Below are 26,284 nucleotides of genomic sequence, written 5' to 3'. Positions count from 1 at the left end.
TACCACGTCGTTCCCGCCTTCGCGGGAACGACGTGCTGGCGTCAGCAAAGAAGGTAATCGTTAGCTTTACGCTCAGGCTTCACGCAGTCTCGAACGTGCCTTCGACAGGCCTCGGCTCACCGCGCCCGCTCGAAGACACCAACAACTTGAGCCGCCCCTCAAGCACCCTGAATTCGAACGGCGTCGCCATCTTGCTCACCTCGCCGTCCGCCGCCACCTTCAGGCGCTTGCGGCCATAGAACGACGGCGTGCGCACCGTCATGCTCTTGAATGCGAAGGCGATGACGTCGTCGCCTGCGCCGAGCTTGCCGAAAGCGCCGCGGATCAGGAGGCCCAGCAGCCCGAGCTTGCCCATCGGCTTGGGCGCCAGCGCCACCAATTGCCCCTCCTCCACCGCCTCGGTCAGGTCTTCCATCCCGACCTGCTCCATCTGCAGCCGGTTATTACCCACGAACAGGGTCGTGGTGCGCAGATGTTTTTCCTTGCCGTCGAGTTCGAGCGTGATGCGCAGGTGGCGGTGGGGCCGCAACGCCATCTTGATCGCCGACAGGAAGGCGACGAGGCGGCTGCGGCCATATTCGCGCTTGTCGTGCTCGCGCGCCTCGAGCAGCGCCGGATACAAGCCCACACTGGCATTGACCAGGAAGATCTTGTTGTTGAGCATGCCGATCTGCACCGGCCTCACCTCGGCGCGCAGCATCGCGTACACCGCCTCGGCCAGGTCTTCCGGAATGCCGTGGGTGCGGCCAAAGTAATTAAATGTCCCCTGCGGCAGCACGCCGAACAGGCAACCGGCCAGCACCGCCTGGTGCGCCACCGTGTTGATGGTGCCGTCGCCGCCGGCCGCGACCAGCACGCCGCCGTCAGCAAGGGCCTTGGCGGCCATTTCGCGCGCGATGTGTTCCAGTCTCTCTGGATCTTCGACCACTTCCAGGTGGCAGACCCGGCCCGACTGGTCCATGACCTCGCGGATCGTCGAGATGCGCTCCTCGGTCTCGGAATGCCCGGAACCGGCATTCAAGACAATGTAGAAATGGGCGTCTTGCGGCAACTCGTTGGATGGCATCGGTGTCGTTTCGGTCAGCAGGCATTGGAGATGCGCCATCGTACCACCGTCAATACCCGCACAAGGTGCGCTACTCAACCATCCAGATCGGCCAGGTAGACGTCGACCTCGGGCTGGCCGGGGGCCAGGGTGGCGCGGCGTTCCAGGCGCAGTCCCAGCCGTTGCAGGAGCGCGATCGAGGCCGCATTGCCGGGAGAGACGATCGCCGCCAGGCGCCGGATGCCCAGCCGCGCCGCAAGACGCACCACCGCCTGCCCTGCCTCGAAGGCGTAGCCGCATCCGCGGTACTCGGGCAGGAAGGCATAGCCGATATCGACGTGCTCCAGGGTGTCGCGCTTGACCAGGCCGGACAGGCCGATCGGCGCGCCATCCGTCAGCCGCTCGACCAGGTATAGCGAATGGCCGTATTTCTCCTGCATCGCGATCGGGCCCTCGCACAAGCCGCGGCGCGCGGCGTCGACGGTGCGCAGCTTGCGGTCGCCGATATGCTCGATGAAGGCGGGGTCGTTGGCCAGCGCCAGGTAGAACGGGGCGTCGTCCTCGGTGACGCGGCGCAGGCGCAGGCGGTCGGTGGTGAGGATCTCGGTCATGGCCGAGATCATATCGTGCTTATGTGCTCGCGACTACTCGTCCGCGGTCGGCCAGTGGTCGGGGTCTTGCAGCAGCTGGTACATCACATAGGCATCGACATAGCCCAGGCGCTTGTGGCGAAAGGCCTTGGGCAGGGTGCCGACGATGGAAAAACCCAGTTTCTTCCACAGCCCGATGGCGGCGGCATTGGTGCTGACCACGTGGTTGAACTGCATCGCCAGGAAGCCCAGGCTGCGCGCCTCGTTCAGGCTGTGTTCACCCAGCTGGCGGCCGATGCCCGCCCCCTGCGCCGACGGACTGACCATATAGGACGCATTGGCCACGTGGTGGCCGCGTCCGACCTGGTTCGGCACCAGCTTGTACATGCCCAGCACCCGCCCCGCCGCGCTCACGGCGACGAAGCTGTGCACGCCCTGGCCCAGCCAGTAATGATGGCCTGCCTCGCGCGAGGTGGCGGTGGTGAAGACATAGCTTTCACCGGCCACCACGTGGGCGCAAAAAATGGTCCAGATCGCCTCGAAGTCGGCTTCGACGGCGGGACGGATTTCAATATCTCTCACAACAGTCAGTTTGCAAATGCCAGAACCCGGCGGTCAGTTATTTTGCCTGAAAACTCACAAATAATCACGGAGCATCCTGGTTTTCCGGCTTGTTGCTTTGGGGCATCCGGAAGTCGACGCCATCGGGCCTTCCGTCGAGATACAGGTGGCTGGCGGCGGCCGGCGCCTCGGCCACCACCCGGCCGCGCCGCAGCACGAGCCGGCGCGCCGCGCGCAGGCGGATCGCCTCCACCGGAGAACCGGCGTCCAGGATCACCAGGTCGGCATGGCAGCCAGGAGCCAGGCCGTATCCTTCGAGACCAAGGATGCGCGCTGGCGTCGCGGTGATCGCGTCGAAGCAGGACTGCATCGCCTCCAGCCCCGTCATCTGCGCCACGTGCAGGCCCATGTGCGCCACTTCGAGCATGTCGCCCGAGCCCATGCCATACCAGGGGTCGAGCACGCAGTCGTGGCCGAAGGCGACGTCGACGCCGGCCGCCATCAGTTCGGGCACGCGGGTCATGCCGCGCCGCTTGGGATAGGTGTCGTGGCGGCCCTGCAGGGTGATGTTGATCAGCGGGTTGGCGATCGCCGCCACGCCGCTTTCCGCGATCAGCGGCAGCAGTTTGCTCACATAATAATTGTCCATCGAGTGCATCGAGGTCAGGTGCGAGCCGGCCACCCTGCCCTGCAGGCCGAGGCGCTGGGTCTCGTACGCCAGCGTCTCGATATGGCGCGACAGCGGGTCGTCGCTCTCGTCGCAGTGCATGTCGACCCGCAAACCGCGTTCGGCCGCGAACTCGCACAGCAGGCACACCGACTCGGCGCCCTGCGCCATGGTGCGCTCGAAATGGGGGATGCCGCCGACCACGTCCACGCCCATGCCGATCGCGCGCTTCAGGTTGTCGAAGGCGGTCGGGCTGCGCAGCAGGCCATCCTGCGGAAAAGCGACCAGTTGCAGGTCGAGATACGGCGCCACCCGGCGCTTGACTTCCAGCAGGGCTTCCACCGCCAGCAGGCGGTCGTCGCAAATGTCGACATGGCTGCGGATCGCCAGCAGGCCACGGGCCACCGCCCAGTCGCAATAGCGCAGCGCGCGCTCGACCAGCGCGTCCTGGGTCAGCGTGGGCTTGAGCTCGCCCCACAGCGCGATCCCTTCCAATAAGGTGCCGCTGCGGTTCACGCGCGGCAAGCCATAGCTCAGCACCGCATCCATATGGAAGTGGGCGTCGACGAAGGGCGGGCTGACCAGATCACCGGCGGCGTCGATTTCGCGCGCGCCCCTGGCCGCCAAGCGCGGCTCGAGGGCCGCGATGCGGCCGTCGGCGATGCCGATATCGATGTCTTGCCGGCCGTCGGGCAGCGTCGCATTGCGAATCACGAGGTCCATGTCAACTCCATCCTTGATTGGTCATTGTAGCAATTCGGGAACACGGTCTTTGAGCTAAATCAAACAATGCTGCGATGCAATATTACCCTTAATAAATAAGCCACCTTTGTGCGTTGCAACACCCGCAAATCGTGGTTACACTGGTCGATATTGCAGCGCGCCATACTGACCGATAGGAAATCCAATGACTTCACTTCCCGAGCAATTGTCCGCAGCATCTACCAGGCAACTGAGCGCCCAACTGGATGCGCAGTTCCGCTTCTTCAATACTTTCGCCACGCAGGCGCTGGACAACGCCAGCCGTCTCATGTCGCTCAACCTGTCGGCCTCGCGCGATTCGGTCGAGCGCTCGTCGCACACCCTGCGCCAGCTGATCGGGGCAACCCAGCCGCAAGACCTGCTGGTGCTGCGCACCCATGCCGAAGAACAGGTACGCAGCCTGTTCAACTACGGCCGCGAACTGGCCAACATCACCGCCAATGCGCAGCCATACGGTTTGCGCACGATCGCGCCTCAGGCCGCATCCCCGGCCGTCGTCGCGCCGATCGTTCGGACAGCGCTGATTGCCGAGGCCGTGCAGGAAGCGCCGAAGGAAGCCGTGCAGGTTGCCGAGAAGGTCACGGAGAAAGCCACGGAGCAGATCAAGCAGGCTGCGGAGCAGATTCCCGAACCGGCAGCCGCGCCAGAGCCGTTCGTGGTCGAGCAGGTCGAGCCGGTTGCAACGGCGGCCGAGGTGCAGGCGACGATCCTCGAAGAGCCTGTTCCCGTGTCCGAGCAGAAGCCGATCGCCAAGGCCGTCGGCAAGGGCGCCTCGAAAGCGGCCGCGGTGCCGCAACCGCTTGCGGCCCCGGTCGAGGACAAGGATTCGGCCACCGTCACCCGCATCGGCACGTCGTCGAAGCGCCGCAAATAGGATGGCGAAATAGCGCGGCGAAATGCGCCGGATAGGCAAAACGACTACACTAGCGGGCTCTGGCCCGCTTTTTTTTCGGGCGCATTTCCAAGGATTTCGAATGAGTTTGTCCAGGCTGATCGGCGGCTTCGTGCGCCGGCATTGGCAATCCTATGCCTCGTCGGCCGCCATGCTGGTCGGCGTCGCGATCTGCACCGTCCTCATCCCGCGCAAGGTCGGCGCCATGGTCGACGCCCTTGCCGCCAACCGCCTCGGCCAGCACGACCTGCTGCTCGGGATCGCCGAACTGGTCGCGCTGGGCGTGGCGATCTACGTGCTGCGGGTCTGCTGGCGCATCCGGCTGTACTCGGCCGCCTACAACCTGGGCGTCGAGCTGCGCACCCGCCTGTATGCGCGCCTGGCGGCGCAGGGCCCGGCCTTCTACCAGCGCCAGCGCACCGGTGACCTGATGGCGCTGGCCACCAACGATATCGACGCCATCGAGATGGCGGCGGGCGAAGCCTTGCTGGCCGCCTTCGACGGCACGCTGACCCTGGTGATGGTGCTGGGGATCATGATGCTGGGCGTGGACTGGCGCCTGGCCCTGGTCGCGCTGCTGCCGTTCCCGCTGATGGGCCTCGCGTTCTGGTACATCTCGACCCATATCCACACCGCCGAAGGCGATGCGCTCAAGCGCTTCTCGGCCCTCAACGACCACGTGCAAGAGTCGCTGTCCGGCGTGCGCACCCTGCGCGCCCTGGGCCTTGAAGGGCGCAGCGCGAACCAGTTCGGCGAGCTGGCCGGCAATGCCGCGCAAGCCAGCCTGACGGCGCAAAAATGGGAAGCCGCCTACGAGCCGGCGGTCGGCCTCACGCTCACCGCCGCCACCGGCCTCACGCTCGGCCTGGGCGGCTACCTGGTGTGGCAAAACGAATTGACGGTGGGCGCCCTGACCAGCTTCACGATGTACCTGGGCCAGCTGATCTGGCCGATGTTCGCGGCCGGCTGGGTGCTGACCCTGATCGAACGCGGCCGCGCCGGCCTGGCGCGCCTGCAACCGCTGCTCGACGCTCCGCTCTCGGTCGAAGACACCGGCACGGTCGAACAGGTCGGCCAGGGCGCGCTGGTGCTGGACAAGGTCACCTTCGCCTATGGCGGCCAGGGCAATCTGCAGCAGCCGGCACTCGACGGCGTGTCGCTGCGGCTCGAGCCGGGCCGGACCCTCGGCCTGGTCGGCCCGACCGGTTCCGGCAAGTCGACCCTGCTGCGGGTGCTGCTGCGCCAGGCCACGCCGCAGTCCGGCCGCGCCGAATGGGCCGGCCAACCGCTCGACGCCTATCGCCTGTCGGCGTTGCGCAGCGCGACCAGCTGGGTGCCGCAAGAGTCCTTCTTGTTCTCGGCTACGATCGCCGAGAACATCGCGCTGGCCCGTCCCGGCGCCTCGCGCGCCGAGGTGATCGCGGCGGCGCAGATGGCCGACATCCACGACGACATCCTGCGTTTCCCCCATGGCTACGACACCCCGGTCGGCGAAAAAGGCATCACGCTGTCGGGTGGCCAGCGCCAGCGGGTCGCGATTGCGCGCTCGCTGCTGGCCGACAGCCGCCTGCTGCTGCTGGACGATGCCCTGTCGGCGGTCGACACCGGCACCGAGACCCGCATCCTCGAGCACCTGGCCGAGCTGCGCCAGGCGCAGCCTGGACGCACCGCCATCATCGCCAGCCACCGGTTATCAAGCGTGGTCGCGGCCGACCACATCGTCGTGCTGAAAGCCGGCCGCGTGACGGAAGCCGGCACCCACGATCAACTGCTCGCACTGGATGGCTGGTATGCCAGCCAGTGGCGCTACCAACAACTGGAGGCCAGCCTCGATGCCATCTGACGCAAGCCCCGACAAATCCGTGGAACGCGGCGAACTGCGCAACCAGGCGAAGCTCGCCACGCGCCTGCTGCGCCGCGCCGCCGCGCCCGAAAAGCGCCACCTGGCCGTCGCCACCCTGTGGCTGATCCTGGCCGCGGCCTTCGAAGTCCTGGGCCCGCTGCTGGGCAAGGCCCTGATCGACGACCACCTGCTGCCGCGCAACCTCGACTGGACGCAGATGACGCTGCTGCTGGGCGGCCTGGTCGTCACCGGCTGGATCTCGAGCTGGGTGCGCTACCTGCAGCTGATCCGCCTGTCGGGCCTGGCGATGCGCTCGGTGCAGCGCCTGCGCGAATGGGTCTATGGCCACGTGCTGCGCCTGCCAATGGCCTTCTTCGACCGCGCCATCACCGGCCAGCTGGTCAGCCGTGTAACCAACGACACCGAGGCGGTCAAGACCCTGTACATCCAGGTCCTGTACGTCATGCTCGACAACTCGATCGTCCTGATCGGCACCATGATCGCGATGGCCTGGCTCGACTGGCGCCTGATGCTGATCGTGCTGACGCTGGTGCCGGCGGTGGTGGGCATCGTCTGGCTCTACCAGCGCCTGTCGGCGCCGGCGGTGACGCGCGCGCGTGCACTGCGCAGCGACATCAATGCCCAGATGGCCGAGTCGATCGGCGGCATGAGCGTGCTACAAGCCAGCAATGCCGAAGTGCGTTTCGGCGAGCGCTTCCTGGGCACCAACCGCAACCACTACACGGCGCGCGTGGCCGAGCTGCGCGCCAACGCCTTCCTGCTGCGGCCCGCGCTCGACCTGCTCAACGTCGCCCTTCTGGCGCTGGTGATCTTCGCCTTCGGCCAGCGCGAGGTCGGCGCGGTCGAGGTGGGCGTGCTGTACGCCTTCGTCAGCTATATCGCGCGCGTGGTGGAACCCCTCATCCAGATCACGATGCAGTTCAGCGGCCTGCAACAGGCGGTGGTGGCGGCGGCGCGCGTGAACACGCTGCTCGACGAAGCGGGCGCGCCGGAACACGATCCCAAGCGCGCCCACGACGACAGCGTCTTCTCGGCGACTGCGCCGGCGGTGCGGGTGCGTAATGTGGAATTCGCCTACGTGGCGGGCCAGCCGGTGCTGCACGACCTGTCGCTCGACGTGCCGCAAGGCGCCTTCTTCGGCATCGTGGGGCACACCGGCAGCGGCAAGTCGACCCTGCTGTCGCTGCTGCTGCGCTACTACGTGGCCGACAAGGGAAGCATCGAGATCGGCGGCCTGCCGCTGGCCGGCATCGGCAACGAGCGCTTTCGCAACGAGGTCGGCCTGGTGCCGCAAGACCCGTTCATCCTGGCCGCCACCGCGCGCGAGAACATCGACATGGGCCGCGGCCTTTCCTTCGCCCGCCTGCAGGCGGCCGCGCGCGCGGCCCACGCCCACGACTTCATCGAAGCGCTGGAAGACGGCTACGAGACCCAGCTGGGTGAAGGCGGCTCGCGTTTGTCATCCGGCCAGAAGCAGCTGATCGCGATCGCGCGTGCGCTGGCGGGCGAGCCGCGCATCCTGCTGCTGGACGAAGCGACCTCGCGCATCGACAGCGCCACCGAGCAAATCGTGCAGGAAGCGCTGGAAGAGTTGCGCGGCAAGGTGACCATCATCGCCATCGCGCACCGCCTGTCGACAATCCGCGAAGCCGACCGCATCATCGTGCTCAACCACGGCAAGATCACCGAAGCCGGGCCGCACGAGGAGCTGATGCGGATCGAGGGCGGCTTGTATCAGCGGCTGTATCTGTTGCAGCAGATCGCAGTCTAGATTCGACTCCAGTTGAAACAACCGGCCGGCGCACCGCTGCCGCTCACCAGCAGCGCGCCGTGCCGGTACAGGTCCCAGCGGCGTGATTCCGGCACCGCCATCACCACCACGCCCATGGCGCGGTCGCTCCATACGAGCCGACCGTCGACCGCGTCGAGCGCCGCGAACACTTCGCGCGGGCCGGCGCCGGGGTGGAATACGACGGTGGTCAGGTCTTGCCCCGGCGGCGGCATCAGCGCCCAGGCGCCGGCGCCGGCCGTGCCGGCCGCCAGCAGGGCCAGCGCCGCGGTCGCCTTGGTCACATTTTGCATCCCACCGCCGCCGCCGCCCTGGCGGCGCAGCCAGCGCCAGCCCAGCACCAACGGCACAATGCCGAACACGGCCAACCACAGCACATCCCAGGCCAGCGGGTTCGGGCTGTCGATGCGGATGCGGTGGATGCCGAGCAGCCAATGCGACAGCAGCGCATCGACCGAGTGCCAGACGCCAAACCCCACTAGCATCGCGCCCGCCAGCGGCCGGCCCCAATCCACTGCGCCGCGCCGCTGCGCGCGCCACAGCCCAACCAGGCCGACCAGGGCGATCACGTACATCAGCAGGTGGAAGTAACCATCCCACAGCACCTGCAGGCGCAGGTCGTCGATGCCGGGCACCAGGCTCAGAAGGTGGTGCCACTGCAGGATCTGGTGCAGCAGGATGCCGTCGAAAAAACCGCCCAGCGCGACGCCCAGCATCGCGCCCCACCTGGCCCAGGGTGACTTCCACATCGCGTTCTCCTTGTCGCCAATCGTGGCCCCCAGTATAGAAGCCGGCGCGGATCGGGATCGCACCGTTGTCGCCACAATGTGGTACGTGATTTTTGCTATCGGTTACTTCCAACAGGCGATATTTTGTTGTCGCACTAAACACGCGGTTCCAGCAATTTTTCCTGGATTGACAGGCTTCCCGGGGCAATCGCCTTGCGCCACGGGGACGCCCCCGATTTGGCTGTGTCATTTTTGTGACAATTAAAGAGAAAGTGAAATTTCTACTTTGCAACAGCCATATAATGGCCCAAACAACTTCCGCCGGACCACCCCGGCGCGACGAGAAACGGCATGTTCGCTGTCCTGCATTGCGCATTCGCGCGCTCCCGCTTCCACGCGCTGGCCCTGGCATTGTGCGTGGCGGCGCCCGTGGCGTTCGCCAGCGGAGTCCTGCCGCTGGAGCAGCGCATTGCAGAGATCCGCGAACTCAATCGCTTTGTGCCCGAGCGCGCACTGCCGAAGCTGGAGGCGCTCGAAGCGGAAGCCCGTAACGCGCCACTGGCGCAACGCATCGAGTTCCTGAACCAGCTTGCCATGGCGCGCCACGGCCTCGGCCACCATGGGCAGTCCTTCACGCTCGCCAACGAGCTGATCGCACTGGGCCGTGAGTATGATCATGCCGGCGCGCTGGCCAAGGGCTTCCTGATGCAAGGGTATTCGGCCTTTGCCCAACATCGTCCGAGTGAAGCGCACCGCCTGGTCTGGGAAGCGGAAAAGCTGGCCAACACCACCGACGACATCGACCTGCGCGTACGCGCCGCGATCTCGTCGGGCGAATCGCATGCCGAGGAAGGCAATCTGCCGAGCGCCCTCGAGCGCCTGCAGTCGGCAGCCGCGCTGGCGCGCAGGCAGGGGGACCCGGTGCACGTGGTCATGGCGCTCAATTCGCTGGTACGCCTCTACTCCCAGATGCGCGAGCCCGAAAAAGGCTTCGGACTGCTGGACGAGGCGTTCGCCGCCGCCCGCAAGGCGAATTCGCCGGGCCGCATGGCGACCATCAGGAACGCCGAGTACTGGCTGGCGATCGATACCGGGCAGCGCGAACGTGCGCTGCGCGCGCTGCAGGAAGGACTGGCGCTGGAACGCTCGATCGGCGCCACCAAGCGAATCGCAGTGTCGCTGATCAACCTGTCGGATTTCTATCTCAAGACCGGCGCCTACAGGCAAGCGGCGGGCTACGCCGAACAGGCGGTGGCGGCGACGCGTCCGCTGAACGACCGCAAACTCGATGCGACCGCGCACCTGAACCTGGGCCAGGCCTACCTGGGCACCGGCCGCCTGGCCGACGGCAAGCGCCAGATCGAGCTGGGCATGGCCGGCTACGAGGAAATCGGCGACAAGCCGGAACTGCAGAACGCCCTGGTCGAATACGGCCTCGCGCTGGAGCGCGTCGGCGACCTGCCCGGCGCGCTGCAAGCCTATCACCGCGAGCGCAAGATCTCGAACGAGCTGTTCGAACGGCGCCGCCAGCAGGCGATGCTCGACCTGCAGGAAAAATACGAGGGCGACAAGAAGCAGCGCCAGATCGAGCTGCTGCGCAGCGAAAACCTGATCAAGTCGACCGAAATCGATAACCGCCGCCTGCAACAGCGCGTGTGGTGGCTGCTGGTCGCGGTGTTCGCGCTGACGGCGACCGTGGTCGGCCTGTTGTACCGCAAGGTGCGCCACGCCAACGCCCAGCTGCACGAAAAGAACCGCGAACTCAAGCAGCAGAGCGTGCGCGATCCGCTGACGGGGCTGTACAACCGGCGCCACTTTCTGGAGTACATGCGCGCACTGCCGGCGACAGGAGTCGAGGCAAATGAGCAGTCAGATGAGCAGACAAGCGGCGGCGCCTTGTTCCTGCTCGACGTCGACCACTTCAAGAACATCAACGACACCTATGGCCATGCGGCCGGCGACGTGGTACTGACCACGATCGCGGCGCGCCTGTGCGAGATCCTGCGCGAGACCGACATGATCGTGCGCTGGGGTGGCGAGGAATTCCTGGCCTACCTGCCGACGGCGCCGGCCGGCACATCAGGGCTGGACGAGGTGGCCGGGCGCATCCTGGCCGGTATCGGCGCCACCGTCGTCGACCATGGCGGCACGGCCCTCTCCGTGAACGTCTCGATCGGCTACGCGCCCTTCCCGCTGTCGGTCGGCAAGCAGAACCTGGCGTGGGAACGGGTGGTGAATCTGGTGGACATGGCGCTGTACCTGGCCAAGTCGCACGGGCGCAACCGGGCATATGGCGTGCGCGGCTTCGCCGACGACAGGCTGGCCAGCATCGATGCGATCGAACAGAACCTGGAGCATGCGTGGCGTGCGGGGCAGGTCGATTTGTCGGTCGTGATGGGAGAGCGGGAGCCGTTGAAGGCGGCGAACGGTTGAAGCAGTTCCACCGACAGCAGCTTGCCCTGGAGTGTCTTCAGGTCGAGCGCGGCGTCATCGGAAAGTAGCTCGACGACATAGGCGAGATCGCGCGGTAACGCTTTGCAGGCGTCCAGCTTGTTGACGAGCAGCGTGGACGCCGGGCCGTCGTCATGAGAAAACGCCAGCCGCAGGGACGAATCCCGCCCCCTTGTGCAGGGTCGATCGTGTGAAGCCTGGCCGACCGCGAAGGAGCCGGCTGGCAGATGAGCTGTTCAGTAAACTTCTTGAGTTAGCATAAAAACGTCGTCCCCACGCAGGTGGCGACCTAAGTACTGCAAACGTCGTCGAAACGCTTGCAGGATTAGGTTCCCGCCTGCGCGGGAACGACGTATTTGACGGCTAGCTCAGCTAGCTTAACTTAACGCTATCAGCGGCTGGTAAGTCGTCAGAAGCCGTACTGCACGCCCACCGATACCACGTCAGCCTTGGCGCCTACGTCCTTCTTCTTGCCATAACGCTCGTATTCGCCAACCAGCGCCACGTTCGGCGCCAGCGCATACTGCAAGCCCAGCGCAGCGTAGGCGCCGGTGTCGCGATTGGTCCGGTTGACGCTCATGAAGCTGGTCTTGGTTTCGTTATACGACGCGCCCAGCTTTGCGTAGGCCGACAGGTCGGCACTCACCGGCATCGTGTATTTGCCCGCGATATAGGTGCGCGAGCTCTTTACCTGGGCATCCGGGAATTGAGGCGCTGCGGTCGCCCTGAAGTCTTCCTTGCCGAAGCGAGAGTGACCTGCTTCCACCGCCCAGTTCTGGTCGATGTTGTAGCCGCCGAAGATCTTGCCGCCGGCCTGCCAGTCATCCGTCGTCTGGTTCTTGGCGCCGGATACGGCGGCGCCGATATAGGGGCGCCCCGTGCCGCCCTCGGAAACGACGGTTTGGGCTTGTGCGGAACCGATGGCGGCCACGGCGGCTGCGAGCGTAATGAACAGTTTTTTCATGATGTCCTCTGTCTGGTCTGGTTCGCAATTCCTCATTGAATTGCGTATTGGAAAGGTAGCACCAATAGCAAGCCGAGCTGAACCGTTGATACGTAAGCGCTTGTAACCGCGGGATCCCCGGCCGTCGGCCTGCCAGCCGCCGAGGGCGACTAACAGGCACGATGCATGCCATTCGCCGCACGATCAGGCCCGATGCGATATATGTACGGTGTTACCTCTGGATACAACTTGGTCGCGACCTTGCGATCAATGCCCGTGCTGGCCTCCCGCCACCGCCGGCACGACGAATTCCACCTCCTTGCTGGAGATGACCATGTGCGTGGGATCGGCCAGTTCGATCAGCACCTTGTGCGGGCCTGGGGGCAGGCCCACCAGGATGATCGGCTCGTTGCTGGCGTCGGCCCAGTGCCATGGCGTGCCATCCACCGTCACGTGCAGGTGGCCGATGCGCGGCGACACGTCGAGCGCGCCCTTGTTATATACCGGCACGATGCGGATGTTCTCGGTGCGGTAGCCGATGAAGACCTGGCCTTTCGCCAACGGTCCTGGCAGCGGCTGGTCGACGATTAACGTGGGCGCCGCCTCGTTCTCAATCGCCACCACGGCGATCGGGCGGGCGCCGCCGACATCGCCCTGGGCGAAGACCGGCAGGGACAGGGTGGCCGCGAGGCCGAGGATCAGGGTAGAAAGCAGTCGCATGATGTTCTCTCTCAGACGAGGTTGATCTGGACGTCGATATTGCCGCGCGTCGCCTTCGAATACGGGCAGGTCTGGTGCGCGCTGTCGACCAGCGCGCGCGCCGTGTCCTGGTCCAGGCCGGGCAGGTGCACGTTCAGGCGCGCCTGCAGGAAGTAGGCGCCGCGGGCATTGCACAGGTCCACTTCGGCGTCGACCGCCAGCCCGGCCGGCAGCTTCACGCCCAGCGTGCCCGCCGCGAGCCCGATCGCGCCGATGAAGCAGGCCGACCAGCCGGCCGCGAACAGCTGTTCGGGATTGGTGCCCTCGCCTGTCGAACCGGGCGAGGACAGCTGGATGTCCAGGCGGCCATCCGTGCTGCGGGCCGCGCCATCGCGTCCGCCCGAGGTGGTGTGGGTCTTGCCGGTGTAAAGCACGTTTGCGTTGGTGTTCATGGTCGATCTCCTCAAATCCATTTGGCGACGTCGAGGATGGCCTGGGCGAAGTCCCGGGGCGCTTCCTGCGGCAGGTTGTGGCCGACACCCCTGGCGAGGTGGCGGTGTTCGTACTTCTTCAGGAATTTTTTGGCGTAGTTCTTCGGGTCCGGATGCGGCGCCCCATTGGCTTCGCCCTCCATCGTGATGGTCGGCACCGCGACGTCGGGGAATGCCGCCAGGCGCTGCTCGAGGTCTTCGTACTGCGGCTCGCTTGGCGCCAGGCCCAGGCGCCAGCGGTAGTTGCTGATCGAGATGGCGACGTGGTCCGGGTTGTCGAGCGATTTGGCGGAGCGGGCGAAGGTCGCGTCGTCGAACTTCCACTCGGGCGACGCCAGCTCCCAGATCAGGCGCGCGAAGGCGTGCGTGTTTTCGCGATAACCGAGCTCGCCGCGCGGGGTGGCGAAGTAGTACTGGTACCACCATTGCAGCTCGGCCTTCGGCGCCAGCGGCTTGATATTGCCTTCCTGGCTGCCGATCAGGTAGCCGCTGACCGAGACCAGCGCATTGAAACGCTGCGGCCACAGCGCGGCCAGGGTGGTGGCGATGCGGGCGCCCCAGTCGAAACCGGCGACGATGGCGCGCTCGATCTTGAGTGCGTCGAGGAAGGCCACGGCGTCGGCCGTGAAGCTGGCCTGCTGGCCGTTGCGGAGCAGGTTCGGCGACAGGAAGCGCGTACTGCCATAGCCGCGCAGGTGCGGCACGATCACGCGGTAGCCGGCCGCGGTCAGGATCGGCACCACGTCGATGAAGGCGTGGATGTCGTAGGGCCAGCCGTGGAACAGCACGATCGGCGTGCCGGTGCGCGGCCCGGCATCGACATACCCGACGTCGAGCACGCCGGCGCGGATCTGGCGGATATCGGTGAAGGTGTTGCTGGCCGGGGAAATCCCACTGCCGGCGCTTGGCCTGGCGCCGGCAGGCGCCGCCTGCGCGGCGCCCATCAGGCTGGCCTGGACGGCGACGAGGCCCAGCGCAGCAGTATTCAGGAATCCCCTGCGTTTCAGGTTGGTGGTGTCGGTCATGATGTTCTCCCGGATTACAGCGACATGCCGCCGTCGATGGTCAGGCTGGCGCCCGTCATATAGCCCGAATCGGGGCCGGTCAGGTAAGCCACCAGGCCGCCGATCTCGGCCGGCTGGCCGACGCGCTTCACCGGGATCAGGGGCGTGATCATCTCGAGCATGTCGGCCGTCATGTCGGTCGCGATCGGGCCGGGCTGGATGTTGTTGATGGTGATGCCGCGCGGCGCCAGGTCGACCGCCAGGCCCTTGACCATCACCGCCACCGCGCCCTTGGTCATGGCGTACACGCTGGAACCAGGATGGCTGCTGCGTTCGGCCACATTGCTGCCGATGGTGACGATGCGCCCGCCCTCTCCCATGTGCGGCAAGGCCGCCTTGATCGCCAGGTAGACGCCACGTACGTTCACGTCGAGCATGCGGTCGAGGTTGTCGATGCTGAACTTGGCCACGTCGGCGACGTGCAGGATGCCGGCGGCGACGACGACGATGTCGATGCCCCCGAAGCGCGCCACGGCCTGGCGCACGGCCGACTGCAGGTCGGCGGCATTGCCGCTGTCGGCCTGGATCGCCAGGGCTTCGCGGCCCTCCTGCTCGATGGCGGCGACCACTTCATTGGCCTTGGCCGTGGCCGCGGCATAGGTCAGCGCGACATTGGCGCCTTCCTGCGCCAGGCGCAGGGCGATGCCGGCGCCGATGCCGCGCGAGCCGCCGAAGACGAGTGCGATTTTGTGTTGTGCGGTGCTGGTGTTCATGGTGGTTCTCCTTCGTGGGTTGAAAAATTGATGGCTTACGCCGCTTCGGCCAGCAGGGCCTGAATTTTGGCTTCGGTCTCCTGGTAGGCGCCTTCGCCGAAGTGCGTGTAGACGATGCGTCCGCGCTTGTCGATCAGGTAGACGGCCGGCCAATACTGGTTCGAATAGGCTTCCCAGGTGGCGTAGCGGTTGTCCTGGGCCACCGCATACGGGATGCCGAAGCGCTTGATCGCGGACTGCACGTTCGAGGTCGAGCGCTCGAACGGATACTCGGGGGTATGCACCCCGACCACGACCAGGCCTTGGGTTCGGTACTTCTCGTGCCAGCGCTTCACATGGGGCAGCGTGCGGATGCAATTAATGCAGGTGTAGGTCCAGAAATCGACCAGCACGACCTTGCCGCGCAGGCCCTGCATGCTGAGGGGCTGCGAATTGAGCCACTTGTCGATGCCCGTGAATTCAGGTGCGGTCTGGACCTTGGCGACCGGCGCGCCATGGGACGAGGCGGCGTTGAAGAAGGTGGCGCCGGCGAGCAGCAGCGTGAACAGGCGTTTCATGATGATTCCTTTCAGAGCGAGATGAAGTTGGCGAGATGGGCGTACAGCAGGACGTCGTACTGGAAATAGATGGCGGCGGCGGTGGCCAGGATCAGCGCGCCGAACAGCTGTTGCAGGCGGTCGGCGTGGCGCGCCACGGCGCGGATCCGGGTGCGGACGAATTGGCCGCCGTAGGCAATGACGAGCATCGGGACGCCGGCGCCGATGGCGTACAGCAGCAGCAGGCCGGCCGAGCGGCCGATATCCTGGGCCTGGGCCACCAGCACCAGGATCGAGGCCAGTACCGGGCCGGCGCAGGGCGTCCAGACGGCGCCCAGCGACATGCCGAGCAACAGGCCACCGAGATTGCCGGCGCGTGCCTCGCCGCCGGCTGGCATCGCACGGCTCACCAGGGCGCTCAGGTGGTTCATGAGCCAAGCGTACGGCGCCTTCCACAGCATCGCCACGCCCAGCACGGCCAGGATGGCCAGGCCCGCGTAGCGCAGCGTCTCGTGGGCCAGCACGACGTGCTGCGAGGCGCTGGCCAGCAGCATGCCGAGCGCGGCGAAGGCAATGACGAAACCGGCCACGATGAACAGCGGGCGTGTATTACGTTGTCCCTCCACCCGGTCTTGCAGGGTGCCGCCCAGGACGATGGGCAGGATGGGGAGCACGCAGGGCGAGGCGATGGTCAGCACGCCGCCGAGCAGGGCAAGTGGTGCGTCGATGAGAGTTGGCATGGTACGGTCCTCCTGTTGGGATGACCGTATTGGACCGCCGTGGCGTATCCGGGATGTGTCGGGAATGGGGGTTCTTGCAATGTACTGTACCCGGCCATGAGCCAGATACACTGGCATACAAAACTGCGCCGAAGTTGAGATATAAAGACAGCACTGCTACTCTTTGAACCGACCTCCTACCAGGTGCCGACCATGGAACATACCGACCATATCCTGATCGTCGACGACGACCTCGAGATCCGCGAACTGCTCGCCAGCTACCTGGAAAAACAGGGCATGCGCGCGTCCACTGCCGCCAACGGCCGCCAGATGCGCGCGCTGATGGAACAGCACCAGTTCGACCTGGTGATCCTGGACCTGATGCTGCCGGGCGAGGACGGACTGACCCTGTGCCGCGACCTGCGCGCCGGCAAATGGCGCGCCTTGCCGATCCTGATGCTGACCGCGCGCGACGAAGAGACCGACCGCGTGGTGGGCCTCGAGATGGGCGCCGACGATTACCTGACCAAGCCGTTCGCCGTGCGCGAGCTGTTCGCCCGCATCCGCTCGGTGCTGCGCCGCGCGCGCATGCTGCCGCCGAACTTCGAGGTCAAGGAGCCGGGCCAGTTCCTGGCGTTCGGCGACTGGCGGCTCGACACCGTCGGCCGCCACCTGCTCGATGCCGAGGGCACGATGGTGGCCCTGAGCGGCGCCGAATACCGCCTGCTGCGGGTGTTCCTGGATCATCCGCAGCGTGTGCTGTCCCGCGACCAGTTGCTGAACCTGACCCAGGGCCGCGACGCCGACCTGTTCGACCGCTCGATCGACCTGCTGGTCAGCCGGCTGCGCCAGCGCCTGCGGGACGATGCGCGCGAGCCGCGCTACCTCAAGACCCTGCGCAGCGAAGGCTATGTGTTTTCGTGCGCGATCGAGGTGGCGGACGGTCCGGCATGAACGCTAACTTTCTGCGCTGGCCGCGCACCCTGTTCGTGCGCCTGGTGCTGATCCTGTCGCTCGGCCTGGCGCTGGCGCATGCGCTGTCCTATGTCCTGATCATGAGCGAGCGGCGCGAAGCCACGGTGGGCCTGATGCTCGGCTACCTGGAGCAGGACGTCGCCAGTTCGGTGGCCCTGCTCGACCGCCTGCCGGCGGCCGAACGCGCCGCCTGGCTGCCGCGCCTGGAGCGCCGCACCTACAGCTTTTCGCTTGGCCCCGGCGACCTTGGCCACCTGCCCGACACCGCGCATGCGCGCCGCATCGCCGAGGCCTTCATGGATGCCATCGGCAAGCAGTACCAGGTCACCGCGCGGGCGGTCCCGGGCCATCCGAACCGGGTGCAGGCGACCGTGATCCTGGGCGACGGCACGCTGCTGACGATCGACATGCGACCCGCCGGCCTGCCGGTGTCGAACTGGCTGCCCGCCGTGCTGCTCGGCCAGTTGATCCTGCTGGCGGCCTTCACCTGGGCCGGCGTGCGGCTGGCGACCCGTCCGCTGGCCCGGCTGGCCGATGCCGCCGACAGTCTCGGGCCCGATCTCAAGTCCGCGCCGCTGCCCGAATCCGGCCCCCAGGAAGTCTCGCGCGCGGCGCGCGCCTTCAATGCGATGCAGGCGCGCATCGCCGGCTACATGAGCGAGCGCACCCAGATATTGGCCGCGATCTCGCACGATCTGCAGACGCCGATCACGCGCATGCGCATGCGCGCCGACATGCTGGAAGACGCGGTCCAGCGCGACAAGATGAACCGCGACCTGCGCGAGATGGAGGCGCTGGTCAAGGACGGCGTGGCCTATGCGCGCACCCTGCACGGTACGCTGGAGGCGCCGTGCCGCATCGATGCCGATGCGATGCTGTGCAGCCTGGTCGGCGACTACCAGGACGCGGGCCGCGCCGTGACCCTGCGCGGCAAGTCCGGCGTGTCCATGGCAACCCGTCCGCACGCCCTCAAGCGCATCCTTGGCAACCTGGTCGACAATGGCCTCAAGTATGGGGGCGAGGTAGAAGTCAGCATCGGACGGGCCGCGGCCGGCGAGCTCGCGATCCTGGTGCGCGATTTCGGCCCTGGCATTCCCGAGGAAGAGCTGGAGAAGGTCTTCGAACCGTTCTACCGCCTGGAAGCGTCGCGCAACCGCGATACCGGCGGCACCGGGCTCGGTCTGGCGATCGCGCGCCAACTGGCGGCCACGCTGGATGGCACGCTGACGCTGGCGAACCATCCCGAAGGCGGGCTGGAAGCCAGGCTGGTGATCCGCGACCTGGCCTAGGCGAGCGGCACGGCCAGCCGCACCCTGGTGCCTCTGCCGGCGCCGCTATCGACCGTCAGCTGCCCGCCGATCTGCGCCGCGCGCTCGCGCATCCCGACCAGGCCCCAGTGGCCATCGCGCCTGCCGGCCTGCAGCACCGCCTCCGCGATGCCGCGGCCATCGTCGGCCACCTCCAGCGCCAGCCGGCGCCTGCCATACGTCAGGCGCACGTCGATGCGCGTCGCGTCGGCGTGGCGGAAGGCATTGCGCATCGCCTCGCGCGCGATCTCGGCGACTTCCTCGGCCAGTGCGGGCGCCAGCCGCACGACGCTGCCATCGACCTCGAAGCCGGCCATGACGCCGGGATGGTCTTCCTGCAGCCGGCGCAGCGCGTCGTCGATGACGCAGTCCAGGGTGACGTTGTCGCTCATGCGCAGTTCCTGCAAGCGGTCGCGGCCCTCGGCGATGGCCTGGTCGGCTTCGTCCAGCACCTGTTCGAGCCTGGTGCGGGCCCGGTCGCCATCGGGCATGGCGCGTACCACCGTGTCCAGGCGCAGGGCCAGCGCCTCGACCGTCTGCAGGAAGGAGTCGTGCAGGGTGCGGGCGATGCGTTCGCGCTCGGCGGTGCGCATCCGCAGCCGCTCGGCCACCCGCCGCGTCAGATGGCGCACGCGGTAGCGGTACAGCAGATAGCCCAGCGCCAGCGCCGCCAGCGCGCACGCGAGCTGGAACGGACGACTTTCGAACAGGGTCGGCGCGATCTCCAGCTCGAGCGACGCGGCATTGGCGCTGGCCACGCCGTCCTCGTTGCGCGCCCGCACCTGGAAGCGGTAAGCTCCCGGCGCCACATTGGTGTACCAGGCGGCGCGCCGGTTGCCGGCGTCCTGCCAGTCGCGGTCGACGCCGTCCAGGCGGTATTCGAAACGCAGGCCGTCCGGCCGGCGCAGGCCGAGGGCGGTGAACGCGATGCCGAAGTCGTTCGATCCCGCCGGTAGCGCCAGCGCTCCGGCAGCGGCAAGGGCCACGCCCCCGGCCTCGGCGCCGAGGATCGCGACCCGCGCCGCGTGCCGGTTGCGCGACGCCGGCGTATCGTCGATGCTGACCACGCCGCCCGATGTCACCAGCCAGATACGCCCTCCTCCATCGGCTACCGCGGTGGGCATGCGGATCTCGGTCATCGCCTTGCCGGTGTAGCCGTCCTGCACGCCGAACTGCCGGTAGCGCAGCGGCAGGCCGGGGTCGGCCATGCTGCGCCGCCAATCCTGGGCGCGCACGTGCACCGCGCCACCCGCGCCATTGAGCCAGCGGTCGCCCTCGGGCGTGACGTGCATGCCGGTGACGTTGCGCAGCACGTCCGGATCCTGGGCACGCAAGAGCTGCACCCGGCCGTCCTTGAGCACGCCCATGCCACGCGTGCCGCTGATTGTGACGTCGCCTTCGGCGAAGATGCGTGACGCCATGCCGACCGCGGACGCATCGTACACCTGCCTGACGCCTTCATCGTAGAAAATCAGCTCGCCGTCGCCCAGGCCTAGCCACTGCTGGCCCGGTTTGGCGCCCGCCGTCGACGCGTTGATCTTGGGTGGCAGCGGGAAGGCGCTGCGCGGCAGCCACTTGCCATCGACCAGCCCCATCAGGCCGGTCGTGGCGGAGAATATCCACAACACCTTGCCGTCGTGCCCCATGCCGCCAAGGCGCAACGCGGCCGGCTTGCCGTCCGGTCCCGGCGGAAACGGTATCCGTTCGATCGCGCCGCGATAGCGCACCTCGATGCCATGCGTCCCGGCCAGCATCAGCGCGCCCCGATGATCGTTGGCGACCATCGTCGCATGCTGTCCGCGCTCGACCTGCGGCGCACGGCCTGGCGCGATGCGCCACAGGGCGCCGTTGCTGCGGTCGGCGGCCCAGACTACGCCACCGGTGTCGCGCGCCAGGGTGAAATAGTAGCCCGCCCCCGACAGGGGCGAACGATGCACCCGCTGCTCGCGGAAGCGGTCCAGGCCATGCTGGGTCGCGATCCAGACGTTGCCCTCGAGGTCTTCGAGCATGTACTCGGGATCGTCGCCCGACAAAGGCGGGGAAGCGACGACCTCGCCCTCGCCCCGCGCGGCGTCGAAAGCGGCATCCGGCAGCGAGCCGGCGCCGTAGCGCAGGCGCAGTTCACGGCCGGCGCCGAGCGACCACAACGTGCCGTCCCGGTCGAACAGCGCCGCGGGCCGTACCTCGGTGCGATTGAACCCTTCCGGCGGCGGCAACACGCGGCCATCCGGCGCTCCCGGCAGCAGCGACATCCGCCCCCCGTTCGCCAGCCAGAGGCGGCCGTCGGGCGACATCGCGAAGAATCCGCCATGCATGGCGATGCGCACGAAACGGCCACGCTGGCGGTCAAGGCGCCAGGCGCCTTCACGGTCCGACACCCACATCTGCCCATACTGGTCGAGCAGCATATTGTGTACTCCGCCCACCTCCGGCACGCCGTCGAACGGGACCGGCTGCCAGCTCCGGCCGTCGAAGCGGTGCACGCCGTTTTCCGCGCCGGCCCAGATGCTGCCATCGACATCGATCGCCGTGGACAGGATCTGGCCGAGCGGCTGCCCCATGTCGGGCAGGTCTTCCAGGCGGCCGTCCGGATGCAGCATCGACATGCCAAAGCCGGCGTAGGTGATCGTCAGCCTGCCATCGCGCTCCGCTCCCAGCGCATAGATGCGGTCGCGGGGCAGCATGCCGCGCTGAGGCAGCTCCACGCGCGTGAAACGCAAGCCGTCGAAGCGGTACAAGCCATCGTAGGTGCCGAGCCATAGCCAACCGTCGGGCGTCTGCGCCATCGACGTGACCTGTGCCGGCGCGCCATCGAGCGCGGTCCAGCGGCTGTGATGGATATTGGCCAGGCCGACCTCACGATCCAGCGCCGGGGCCGGCGGGCAGGATGACACCAGCCACAGGGCCACGAAGCTCTTCGACAGGAGTAACGGCAAGGATAGGCGGGACATGGCTGCTGGATACCCTCTACTTGTGGTAGCAGAATTTAATACCGGAAATATACCTCATGCGTGGATATGCATGACAAGTAATGCACGACAAACTCGCGACATCGCCTCGCTACGATGCCGGCTCGTTCACCACCTGGAGTCCACCATGTTCCGCCTTCGTACCCTTCTTTCCTGCGCCAGCCTGGCGCTCGCCGCCGCCAGCGTCGGGGCGGCGCCGCCGGCCGGCGCCGCCCCGATGCTGGCGCCTCTCGCGCAAGCCCATACCTTCGCCCAGGTGCGCCAGGGCGAGCGGGTCCATACCCTGCTGGCATTGACGCTGGGCGCCGGCAAGCTCACCGCCATCGACCTGAGCGCGGCCAGCGACCTGTATAGCCCGGACGCCTTCGACGTCGTCAGCCGCTTCGACGCTGCCGCCCTCGACGGCCTGGCGCGCCAGGCGCAAGGCACCGTCAGTCATCCGCTCGAGCGCCTGCTCGGCGTGGGGCCGCGCGGCCTGGCCCACATCGCCGCCGGCACCAACTACCCGGCCCACGGCGAAGAAGTCGGCATGCACGAGGCCTTCCTGTTTCCCAAGCTGTCCGCGGCCGGCGGCCCGCGCGCCACCGTCGCCGCCGCCCCCGGCGCGCTGCTGGACTACGAGGTGGAAGTCTGCGCGCGCTTCGACCGCGAGCTGCGCTCGGGGGCCGATTTCGACGCCGCCCGCAAGGGCTTCTTCCTGTGCGGCGACTTCTCGGACCGCGCCACACTGGTGCGCAATATCGACCTGCGCAATCCCGCCTCCGGCGACGGCTTCGCCGACGCCAAGAGCGGGCCGGACCGCTTCCCCGCCGGCGCCCTGCTGGTGGTGCCGCGCGACTGGAAGGCCTTCCTGCAAGGCGTCACCATCGCGACCCACATCGACGGCCGCCCGCGCCAGCAGGCGAAGGCGGGCGACATGATCAAGGACCTGCGCGCAATCGTGGACGAGACATTGGGCGAGGCCGGCACGCGCACCTGGTCGTATGCGGGCAGCCGCATCCCGATGGTCGCACGAAAGGCGATCGGCACCGAGAGCGCGGTGCTGACCGGCACCGGCGACGGCGTGGTATTCCAGGAACCCGAGCCGGCCGTGATCAAGGCCGTCATGGACGCGAAGGACCGCGCCGCGCAACTGGCGCAGATCGAACGCTACCTGGCCGGCGAGGCCGCCAAACGCATCTATCTGCAGCCGGGCAACCGGGTGCGCCATTCCAGCAACTACCTCGGCTGGATCGACGCGACCGTCGTCGCGGCCGGCGCGCCGGCAAAGTAAGCCACCGTGCCAACGACATTTCATCGACACGCCTGCCGCATAGTGCAGGCATTCAATCAGCGACCACCGACAGGACCATCCATGAAGCCCTTCTTTCTCTTTGCTACCCTTCTCGCCGTCTCCAGCCTCGCCAACGCGCAGCAACCGTCCCGCTGGGGCCTGGGCGTCGGCGCCGCCGTCTCGGACTCGGTGTACGCCGGCGAAGGCACGCGCGTCACGCCCTTCCCGCTCGTGACCTACCAGGGCGAGCGCTTCTACTGGCGTGGCATCGGTGGCGGCGCCCACCTCGTCAAGCGCGGCGGCTTCGCGCTCGACGCGACCTTGTCGGCCCGCTTCGACGGCATCGACAAGGACGATTTCGGCGTGGCCGAGCTGGCCGAGCGCGGCATCGACCGCAATCTGCTGGAAGACCGCGACGATGCCTTCGACCTGGGCCTGGCCGCCAGCTGGCGCGGCGCCATGGGCCAGCTCGACCTCGGCGTCAAGGGCGACATCACCAGCACCAGCAAGGGTTACGAGGCCAGCCTGACCTATGGGTATCCGGTCCAGTGGGGCGCCACGCGGATCACGCCGAACATCGGCGTCTCGCACCTGTCGAAGAAGCTGGCCAATTACTACTACGGCACCTTGCCCGAGGAAGTCGCGCGCGGCGTGGCCAGTTACCAGCCGGGCAGCGCGGCGGTAGCCCGCATCGGCGTCGACGTGATGCGCCCGTTCGCCGGCAACTGGGTCTTCATCGGCAACGTCGGCTACCGCAAGCTGCCGACGAAGCTCTCCGACAGCCCGCTGGTGGAGAAGGACAAGGACGGCTCGGTGTCGGCCTTCATCGGCTTCAGCCGCGGTTTCTGAGATTTTGGTGCGATACTGCTCCGGCCCTTTCAACCGACCTCGTTGCGCCCCATGATCAAGCAGCCCCTGAGCATACTCATCATCGAAGACAACGCCGGCCTGGCGGCGAACATCTACGACTACCTGGAAGCGTGCGGACACCATCCCGACGCGGCGCCGGATGGCGAATCGGGCCTGGGGCTGCTGGCCATCAACCGCTACGACGCCATCGTCCTCGACTGGATGATGCCGCGCATGGACGGCATGACGATGCTGGGGCGGCTGCGCCAGGACATGAAGTCGCGCATTCCGGTGATCGTCCTCACTGCGAAGGACCAGCTCGAGCACAAGCTGCACGGTTTCCTGACCGGGGCCGACGACTACGTGGTCAAGCCGGTAGCGCTGGCGGAGCTGGAAATCCGATTGCGCGTGCTGGTGCAGCGCACGCGCGGCGCCGTGGCCGAATCGCAGGTGCTCGAAGTGGCCGACCTGCGCTTCGACCTCGGCACGCTCGAAGTGAGCCGCGCCGGCAAGGTGCTGGCGATGACGCCGGTGCGGCGCCAGCTGCTCGAACTCCTGATGCGCCGCTCGCCCGCGCTGGTGCGGCGCGAGGAGCTCGAAGCACTGATCTGGAAGGACGACGTCCCCGACAACGACGTCCTGCGCTCGCACATGCACATGCTGCGCAAGGCGGTCGACGGCGACGCGCCGCGCAAGCTGCTCAAGACGATCGCGGGCAGCGGCTATCGGCTGGGGTTATCGGATGAATAAGCGCAACCGCGGCATGTCCAGCCTGCAGCGCAAGATCAGCGCCGTCTTCGTCCTGTTCTTCCTGGTCATGGCGCTGGGCCTGACCGTCCAGGGCAACCTGAGCCAGCACCTGATCGTGCATCCCCTGTGGGAGGAACTGCTGGAATCGAGCACCGCCCGGATGCTCGCGGACGGCAGGCCAGCGCCCGATGCGAAGCCGCCGCAGACGGGCCTGATCCGCGGCTGGCGCCTGGGCGCCGGGCCGGTTCCGGCCGATATGCCGCCCTACTTCGCCGGGCTGCAGCCCGGCTACTACGACGAAGAGCGGATGGACAGCTACGAGTCGGATCTCAGCCATGCGGTGCTGGTGACGCCGGTCGGCGACGGCGAACGCATCGTGATGGCGGTCGACATCACCGACCTGGAGAATTACCAGAACAATATGGCCCTGGTCAGCGTGCTGATCGCGGTGCTGAGCGGCGCGATGATCGCCGGCTCGATCGCCTGGGTCTACCGCAGCCTGCGGCGGCCGATGGGGGTGCTGGCAGAGCGAATGGAAGAACTCGATCCCGAGCAGCCGTCGCAACGCCTGGCGACCGACTTCGCCCTGAGCGAACTGCACGACATCGCCGTCATCGTCAACGGCCACCTGGAACGGGTCGAGCGCTTCATCGAGCGCGAACGCAGCCTGCTCGACCAGGCCAGCCACGAATTCCGCACCCCGATCGCCGTCATTGCCGGCGCCGTCGACGTGCTCAAGCTGCACGAGCTGCCGCCGGCCGCCGAGGCCCCGCTGGCGCGCATCGAATCGACCGCCGAGAACCTCACCGAGATCATGGCGGCGCTGCTGTTCCTGTCGCGCGAGGACGGCAAGGCGCCACTGGAAACCACGCGGCTCGATGCGCTGGTGCTGACACTGATCGACGACCACCGGCATCTACTGGAGGGCAAGGACGCGCACTTCGTCGTCGGCGTGCTGGAGCCCCTGACGGTGAACTGCCCGGAAGCGATCGTGCGCATCGTGGTGGGCAATCTGCTGCGTAACTCGGCCGAGAACAGCTACCAGGGCGCCATTCACGTCCGCCTGGTTGGCGGGCGCCTGAGCATCCAGGACAGCGGCGCAGGTTTCGACACGGTCGCCGCCGCGCGGCGCTACACGCAGGCGCTGCGCAAGTCGGCCAAGCAGGGTGGCGGCCAGGGTCTGGGACTGTTCCTGACGCGCCGGGTGTGCGAGCGCTTCGGCTGGACCTTGACGATCTCGTCCAACCCCGCGCACGGCACGCTCGCGGAAATGACGTTTATTTAATCGTCTTCCTTGATCTCATCGGCTTTTTCCTGGATCTTCTCGCCGGCGCGTTCCACCGACTTGCCGACTTCCTCGGTGGCGCGATCCAGGCCGCGGCTGGCTTCCTCGGTCGCGTCCTTGACCTTGTCGCGCGCCTCGTCGACCGCGTCGTCGACCCGGGCCAGTTCGTCCTTCATCGAATCGGTCACCTTGGCGCTGGCCTCATCCATCGCCTTGCCGATGCGTTCCGCCGGCCCGGCGCCGTCCTCATCGCGGCTGCACGCTGCCAGCGCCATGAGCATCACCGGCACCAGCAGCGCCTTGATCATGGTTGCCTTCATTCTCTACTCCTTGCGGTTTTCTCAACGCCGTCCATGATACAC

Annotated in this window: 24 protein-coding genes; 10 read left to right on the top strand and 14 right to left on the bottom strand. The window is 67.0% G+C overall.

Going from position 1 to position 26,284, the window contains the following annotated elements:
* Positions 1 to 79: 79 nt before the first annotated feature.
* The 4 genes from SOM28_RS09305 to SOM28_RS09290 all read right to left on the bottom strand — a co-directional run bounded on the left by SOM28_RS09305 (position 80) and on the right by SOM28_RS09290 (position 3,586).
* Complete coding sequence (locus SOM28_RS09305) at positions 80 to 1,105, bottom strand: diacylglycerol/lipid kinase family protein (RefSeq protein WP_320467941.1); 1,026 nt, start codon at positions 1,103 to 1,105, stop codon at positions 80 to 82.
* Positions 1,106 to 1,140: 35 nt separating this feature from the next.
* On the bottom strand, positions 1,141 to 1,656 hold the full coding sequence (locus SOM28_RS09300) for a GNAT family N-acetyltransferase (protein WP_229414927.1): 516 nt from the start codon (positions 1,654 to 1,656) through the stop codon (positions 1,141 to 1,143).
* Between the two features lie 33 nt (positions 1,657 to 1,689).
* Positions 1,690 to 2,217, bottom strand: a complete 528-nt coding sequence (locus SOM28_RS09295) for a GNAT family N-acetyltransferase (protein ID WP_123069431.1) — start codon at positions 2,215 to 2,217, stop codon at positions 1,690 to 1,692.
* A 64-nt stretch (positions 2,218 to 2,281) separates the two neighbouring features.
* A complete protein-coding gene (locus SOM28_RS09290) occupies positions 2,282 to 3,586 on the bottom strand; it encodes an amidohydrolase family protein (protein WP_320467940.1) in 1,305 nt (434 codons plus the stop codon).
* Between the two features lie 184 nt (positions 3,587 to 3,770).
* Here SOM28_RS09290 and SOM28_RS09285 point away from each other — a divergent pair, with 184 nt between their 5' ends.
* The 3 genes from SOM28_RS09285 (at position 3,771) to SOM28_RS09275 (ending at position 8,152) form a co-directional block, all read left to right on the top strand.
* Entirely contained in the window at positions 3,771 to 4,499 is a 729-nt protein-coding gene (locus SOM28_RS09285) for a phasin family protein (protein ID WP_123069433.1), read from the top strand.
* A gap of 100 nt (positions 4,500 to 4,599) precedes the next feature.
* Positions 4,600 to 6,360, top strand: coding sequence for an ABC transporter ATP-binding protein (locus tag SOM28_RS09280; RefSeq protein ID WP_320467939.1), 1,761 nt, complete (start codon positions 4,600 to 4,602; stop codon positions 6,358 to 6,360).
* On the top strand, positions 6,350 to 8,152 hold the full coding sequence (locus SOM28_RS09275; protein ID WP_320467938.1) for an ABC transporter ATP-binding protein: 1,803 nt from the start codon (positions 6,350 to 6,352) through the stop codon (positions 8,150 to 8,152). Before SOM28_RS09280 ends, SOM28_RS09275 begins: the two co-directional genes overlap by 11 nt.
* Here the strand turns inward: SOM28_RS09275 and SOM28_RS09270 are convergent.
* Positions 8,149 to 8,919, bottom strand: coding sequence for a DUF2243 domain-containing protein (locus SOM28_RS09270; RefSeq protein WP_320467937.1), 771 nt, complete (start codon positions 8,917 to 8,919; stop codon positions 8,149 to 8,151). The two genes, SOM28_RS09275 and SOM28_RS09270, sit on opposite strands and share 4 nt — an antisense overlap.
* 330 nt (positions 8,920 to 9,249) lie before the next feature.
* Here SOM28_RS09270 and SOM28_RS09265 point away from each other — a divergent pair, with 330 nt between their 5' ends.
* On the top strand, positions 9,250 to 11,331 hold the full coding sequence (locus SOM28_RS09265) for a GGDEF domain-containing protein (protein ID WP_123069437.1): 2,082 nt from the start codon (positions 9,250 to 9,252) through the stop codon (positions 11,329 to 11,331).
* Positions 11,332 to 11,758: 427 nt separating this feature from the next.
* Here SOM28_RS09265 and SOM28_RS09260 read toward each other — a convergent pair whose 3' ends face one another.
* The 7 genes from SOM28_RS09260 to SOM28_RS09230 form a co-directional block, all read right to left on the bottom strand.
* Positions 11,759 to 12,313 carry a porin family protein gene (locus tag SOM28_RS09260; RefSeq protein ID WP_320467936.1) on the bottom strand — a complete coding sequence of 185 codons (555 nt, stop codon included), beginning with the start codon at positions 12,311 to 12,313 and terminating at the stop codon, positions 11,759 to 11,761.
* A gap of 246 nt (positions 12,314 to 12,559) precedes the next feature.
* A complete protein-coding gene (locus SOM28_RS09255) occupies positions 12,560 to 13,012 on the bottom strand; it encodes a DUF6130 family protein (RefSeq protein WP_320467935.1) in 453 nt (150 codons plus the stop codon).
* An 11-nt stretch (positions 13,013 to 13,023) separates the two neighbouring features.
* Positions 13,024 to 13,443 (bottom strand): organic hydroperoxide resistance protein, encoded by a 420-nt coding sequence (locus tag SOM28_RS09250; RefSeq protein WP_320467934.1) that lies wholly within the window; start codon positions 13,441 to 13,443, stop codon positions 13,024 to 13,026.
* A gap of 11 nt (positions 13,444 to 13,454) precedes the next feature.
* The gene (locus tag SOM28_RS09245; RefSeq protein WP_320467933.1) at positions 13,455 to 14,507 is read right to left on the bottom strand and encodes an alpha/beta fold hydrolase; all 1,053 of its coding nucleotides are present in this window, start codon (positions 14,505 to 14,507) and stop codon (positions 13,455 to 13,457) included.
* 14 nt (positions 14,508 to 14,521) lie between these two features.
* Positions 14,522 to 15,259 carry a 3-oxoacyl-ACP reductase family protein gene (locus tag SOM28_RS09240; RefSeq protein WP_320467932.1) on the bottom strand — a complete coding sequence of 246 codons (738 nt, stop codon included), beginning with the start codon at positions 15,257 to 15,259 and terminating at the stop codon, positions 14,522 to 14,524.
* 35 nt (positions 15,260 to 15,294) lie between these two features.
* On the bottom strand, positions 15,295 to 15,816 hold the full coding sequence (locus tag SOM28_RS09235; protein WP_320467931.1) for a thioredoxin family protein: 522 nt from the start codon (positions 15,814 to 15,816) through the stop codon (positions 15,295 to 15,297).
* Positions 15,817 to 15,827: 11 nt separating this feature from the next.
* A complete protein-coding gene (locus tag SOM28_RS09230) occupies positions 15,828 to 16,535 on the bottom strand; it encodes a cytochrome c biogenesis CcdA family protein (protein WP_320467930.1) in 708 nt (235 codons plus the stop codon).
* 192 nt (positions 16,536 to 16,727) lie between these two features.
* Between SOM28_RS09230 and SOM28_RS09225 the strand changes: the two genes are divergently transcribed.
* A complete protein-coding gene (locus SOM28_RS09225; RefSeq protein WP_320467929.1) occupies positions 16,728 to 17,468 on the top strand; it encodes a response regulator in 741 nt (246 codons plus the stop codon).
* On the top strand, positions 17,465 to 18,778 hold the full coding sequence (locus SOM28_RS09220) for an ATP-binding protein (RefSeq protein ID WP_320467928.1): 1,314 nt from the start codon (positions 17,465 to 17,467) through the stop codon (positions 18,776 to 18,778). Before SOM28_RS09225 ends, SOM28_RS09220 begins: the two co-directional genes overlap by 4 nt.
* Here SOM28_RS09220 and SOM28_RS09215 read toward each other — a convergent pair.
* Positions 18,775 to 21,747 (bottom strand): sensor histidine kinase, encoded by a 2,973-nt coding sequence (locus SOM28_RS09215; protein ID WP_320467927.1) that lies wholly within the window; start codon positions 21,745 to 21,747, stop codon positions 18,775 to 18,777. The genes SOM28_RS09220 and SOM28_RS09215 overlap by 4 nt on opposite strands.
* A gap of 145 nt (positions 21,748 to 21,892) precedes the next feature.
* Between SOM28_RS09215 and SOM28_RS09210 the strand changes: the two genes are divergently transcribed.
* The 4 genes from SOM28_RS09210 to SOM28_RS09195 all read left to right on the top strand — a co-directional run bounded on the left by SOM28_RS09210 (position 21,893) and on the right by SOM28_RS09195 (position 25,922).
* Positions 21,893 to 23,038, top strand: coding sequence for a fumarylacetoacetate hydrolase family protein (locus tag SOM28_RS09210; RefSeq protein WP_320467926.1), 1,146 nt, complete (start codon positions 21,893 to 21,895; stop codon positions 23,036 to 23,038).
* Between the two features lie 81 nt (positions 23,039 to 23,119).
* Positions 23,120 to 23,887, top strand: a complete 768-nt coding sequence (locus tag SOM28_RS09205; protein WP_320467925.1) for a MipA/OmpV family protein — start codon at positions 23,120 to 23,122, stop codon at positions 23,885 to 23,887.
* 51 nt (positions 23,888 to 23,938) lie between these two features.
* The gene (locus SOM28_RS09200) at positions 23,939 to 24,637 is read left to right on the top strand and encodes a response regulator transcription factor (RefSeq protein WP_320467924.1); all 699 of its coding nucleotides are present in this window, start codon (positions 23,939 to 23,941) and stop codon (positions 24,635 to 24,637) included.
* Entirely contained in the window at positions 24,630 to 25,922 is a 1,293-nt protein-coding gene (locus SOM28_RS09195) for a sensor histidine kinase (protein ID WP_320467923.1), read from the top strand. Before SOM28_RS09200 ends, SOM28_RS09195 begins: the two co-directional genes overlap by 8 nt.
* On the opposite strand, the gene SOM28_RS09190 is transcribed toward SOM28_RS09195, so the two are convergent.
* On the bottom strand, positions 25,919 to 26,242 hold the full coding sequence (locus SOM28_RS09190) for a hypothetical protein (RefSeq protein ID WP_123069451.1): 324 nt from the start codon (positions 26,240 to 26,242) through the stop codon (positions 25,919 to 25,921). The genes SOM28_RS09195 and SOM28_RS09190 overlap by 4 nt on opposite strands.
* Positions 26,243 to 26,284 lie beyond the last annotated feature (42 nt).

This window comes from Massilia sp. CFBP9026 (genome assembly GCF_034045165.1).
Taxonomy (GTDB): domain Bacteria; phylum Pseudomonadota; class Gammaproteobacteria; order Burkholderiales; family Burkholderiaceae_D; genus Telluria; species Telluria arenae.
This window is presented reverse-complemented; position numbering and strand designations above follow the sequence as displayed.

Excerpts from the sequence above, each read along its gene's own strand:
- SOM28_RS09305 (WP_320467941.1), bottom strand. The coding sequence starts at position 1,105 with ATGGCGCATCTCCAATGCCTGCTGACCGAAACGACACCGATGCCATCC.
- SOM28_RS09300 (WP_229414927.1), bottom strand. The coding sequence starts at position 1,656 with ATGACCGAGATCCTCACCACCGACCGCCTGCGCCTGCGCCGCGTCACC.
- SOM28_RS09290 (WP_320467940.1), bottom strand. The coding sequence starts at position 3,586 with ATGGACCTCGTGATTCGCAATGCGACGCTGCCCGACGGCCGGCAAGAC.
- SOM28_RS09285 (WP_123069433.1), top strand. The coding sequence starts at position 3,771 with ATGACTTCACTTCCCGAGCAATTGTCCGCAGCATCTACCAGGCAACTG.
- SOM28_RS09280 (WP_320467939.1), top strand. The coding sequence starts at position 4,600 with ATGAGTTTGTCCAGGCTGATCGGCGGCTTCGTGCGCCGGCATTGGCAA.
- SOM28_RS09275 (WP_320467938.1), top strand. The coding sequence starts at position 6,350 with ATGCCATCTGACGCAAGCCCCGACAAATCCGTGGAACGCGGCGAACTG.
- SOM28_RS09270 (WP_320467937.1), bottom strand. The coding sequence starts at position 8,919 with ATGTGGAAGTCACCCTGGGCCAGGTGGGGCGCGATGCTGGGCGTCGCG.
- SOM28_RS09265 (WP_123069437.1), top strand. The coding sequence starts at position 9,250 with ATGTTCGCTGTCCTGCATTGCGCATTCGCGCGCTCCCGCTTCCACGCG.
- SOM28_RS09260 (WP_320467936.1), bottom strand. The coding sequence starts at position 12,313 with ATGAAAAAACTGTTCATTACGCTCGCAGCCGCCGTGGCCGCCATCGGT.
- SOM28_RS09255 (WP_320467935.1), bottom strand. The coding sequence starts at position 13,012 with ATGCGACTGCTTTCTACCCTGATCCTCGGCCTCGCGGCCACCCTGTCC.
- SOM28_RS09250 (WP_320467934.1), bottom strand. The coding sequence starts at position 13,443 with ATGAACACCAACGCAAACGTGCTTTACACCGGCAAGACCCACACCACC.
- SOM28_RS09245 (WP_320467933.1), bottom strand. The coding sequence starts at position 14,507 with ATGACCGACACCACCAACCTGAAACGCAGGGGATTCCTGAATACTGCT.
- SOM28_RS09240 (WP_320467932.1), bottom strand. The coding sequence starts at position 15,259 with ATGAACACCAGCACCGCACAACACAAAATCGCACTCGTCTTCGGCGGC.
- SOM28_RS09235 (WP_320467931.1), bottom strand. The coding sequence starts at position 15,816 with ATGAAACGCCTGTTCACGCTGCTGCTCGCCGGCGCCACCTTCTTCAAC.
- SOM28_RS09230 (WP_320467930.1), bottom strand. The coding sequence starts at position 16,535 with ATGCCAACTCTCATCGACGCACCACTTGCCCTGCTCGGCGGCGTGCTG.
- SOM28_RS09225 (WP_320467929.1), top strand. The coding sequence starts at position 16,728 with ATGGAACATACCGACCATATCCTGATCGTCGACGACGACCTCGAGATC.
- SOM28_RS09220 (WP_320467928.1), top strand. The coding sequence starts at position 17,465 with ATGAACGCTAACTTTCTGCGCTGGCCGCGCACCCTGTTCGTGCGCCTG.
- SOM28_RS09215 (WP_320467927.1), bottom strand. The coding sequence starts at position 21,747 with ATGTCCCGCCTATCCTTGCCGTTACTCCTGTCGAAGAGCTTCGTGGCC.
- SOM28_RS09210 (WP_320467926.1), top strand. The coding sequence starts at position 21,893 with ATGTTCCGCCTTCGTACCCTTCTTTCCTGCGCCAGCCTGGCGCTCGCC.
- SOM28_RS09205 (WP_320467925.1), top strand. The coding sequence starts at position 23,120 with ATGAAGCCCTTCTTTCTCTTTGCTACCCTTCTCGCCGTCTCCAGCCTC.
- SOM28_RS09200 (WP_320467924.1), top strand. The coding sequence starts at position 23,939 with ATGATCAAGCAGCCCCTGAGCATACTCATCATCGAAGACAACGCCGGC.
- SOM28_RS09195 (WP_320467923.1), top strand. The coding sequence starts at position 24,630 with ATGAATAAGCGCAACCGCGGCATGTCCAGCCTGCAGCGCAAGATCAGC.
- SOM28_RS09190 (WP_123069451.1), bottom strand. The coding sequence starts at position 26,242 with ATGAAGGCAACCATGATCAAGGCGCTGCTGGTGCCGGTGATGCTCATG.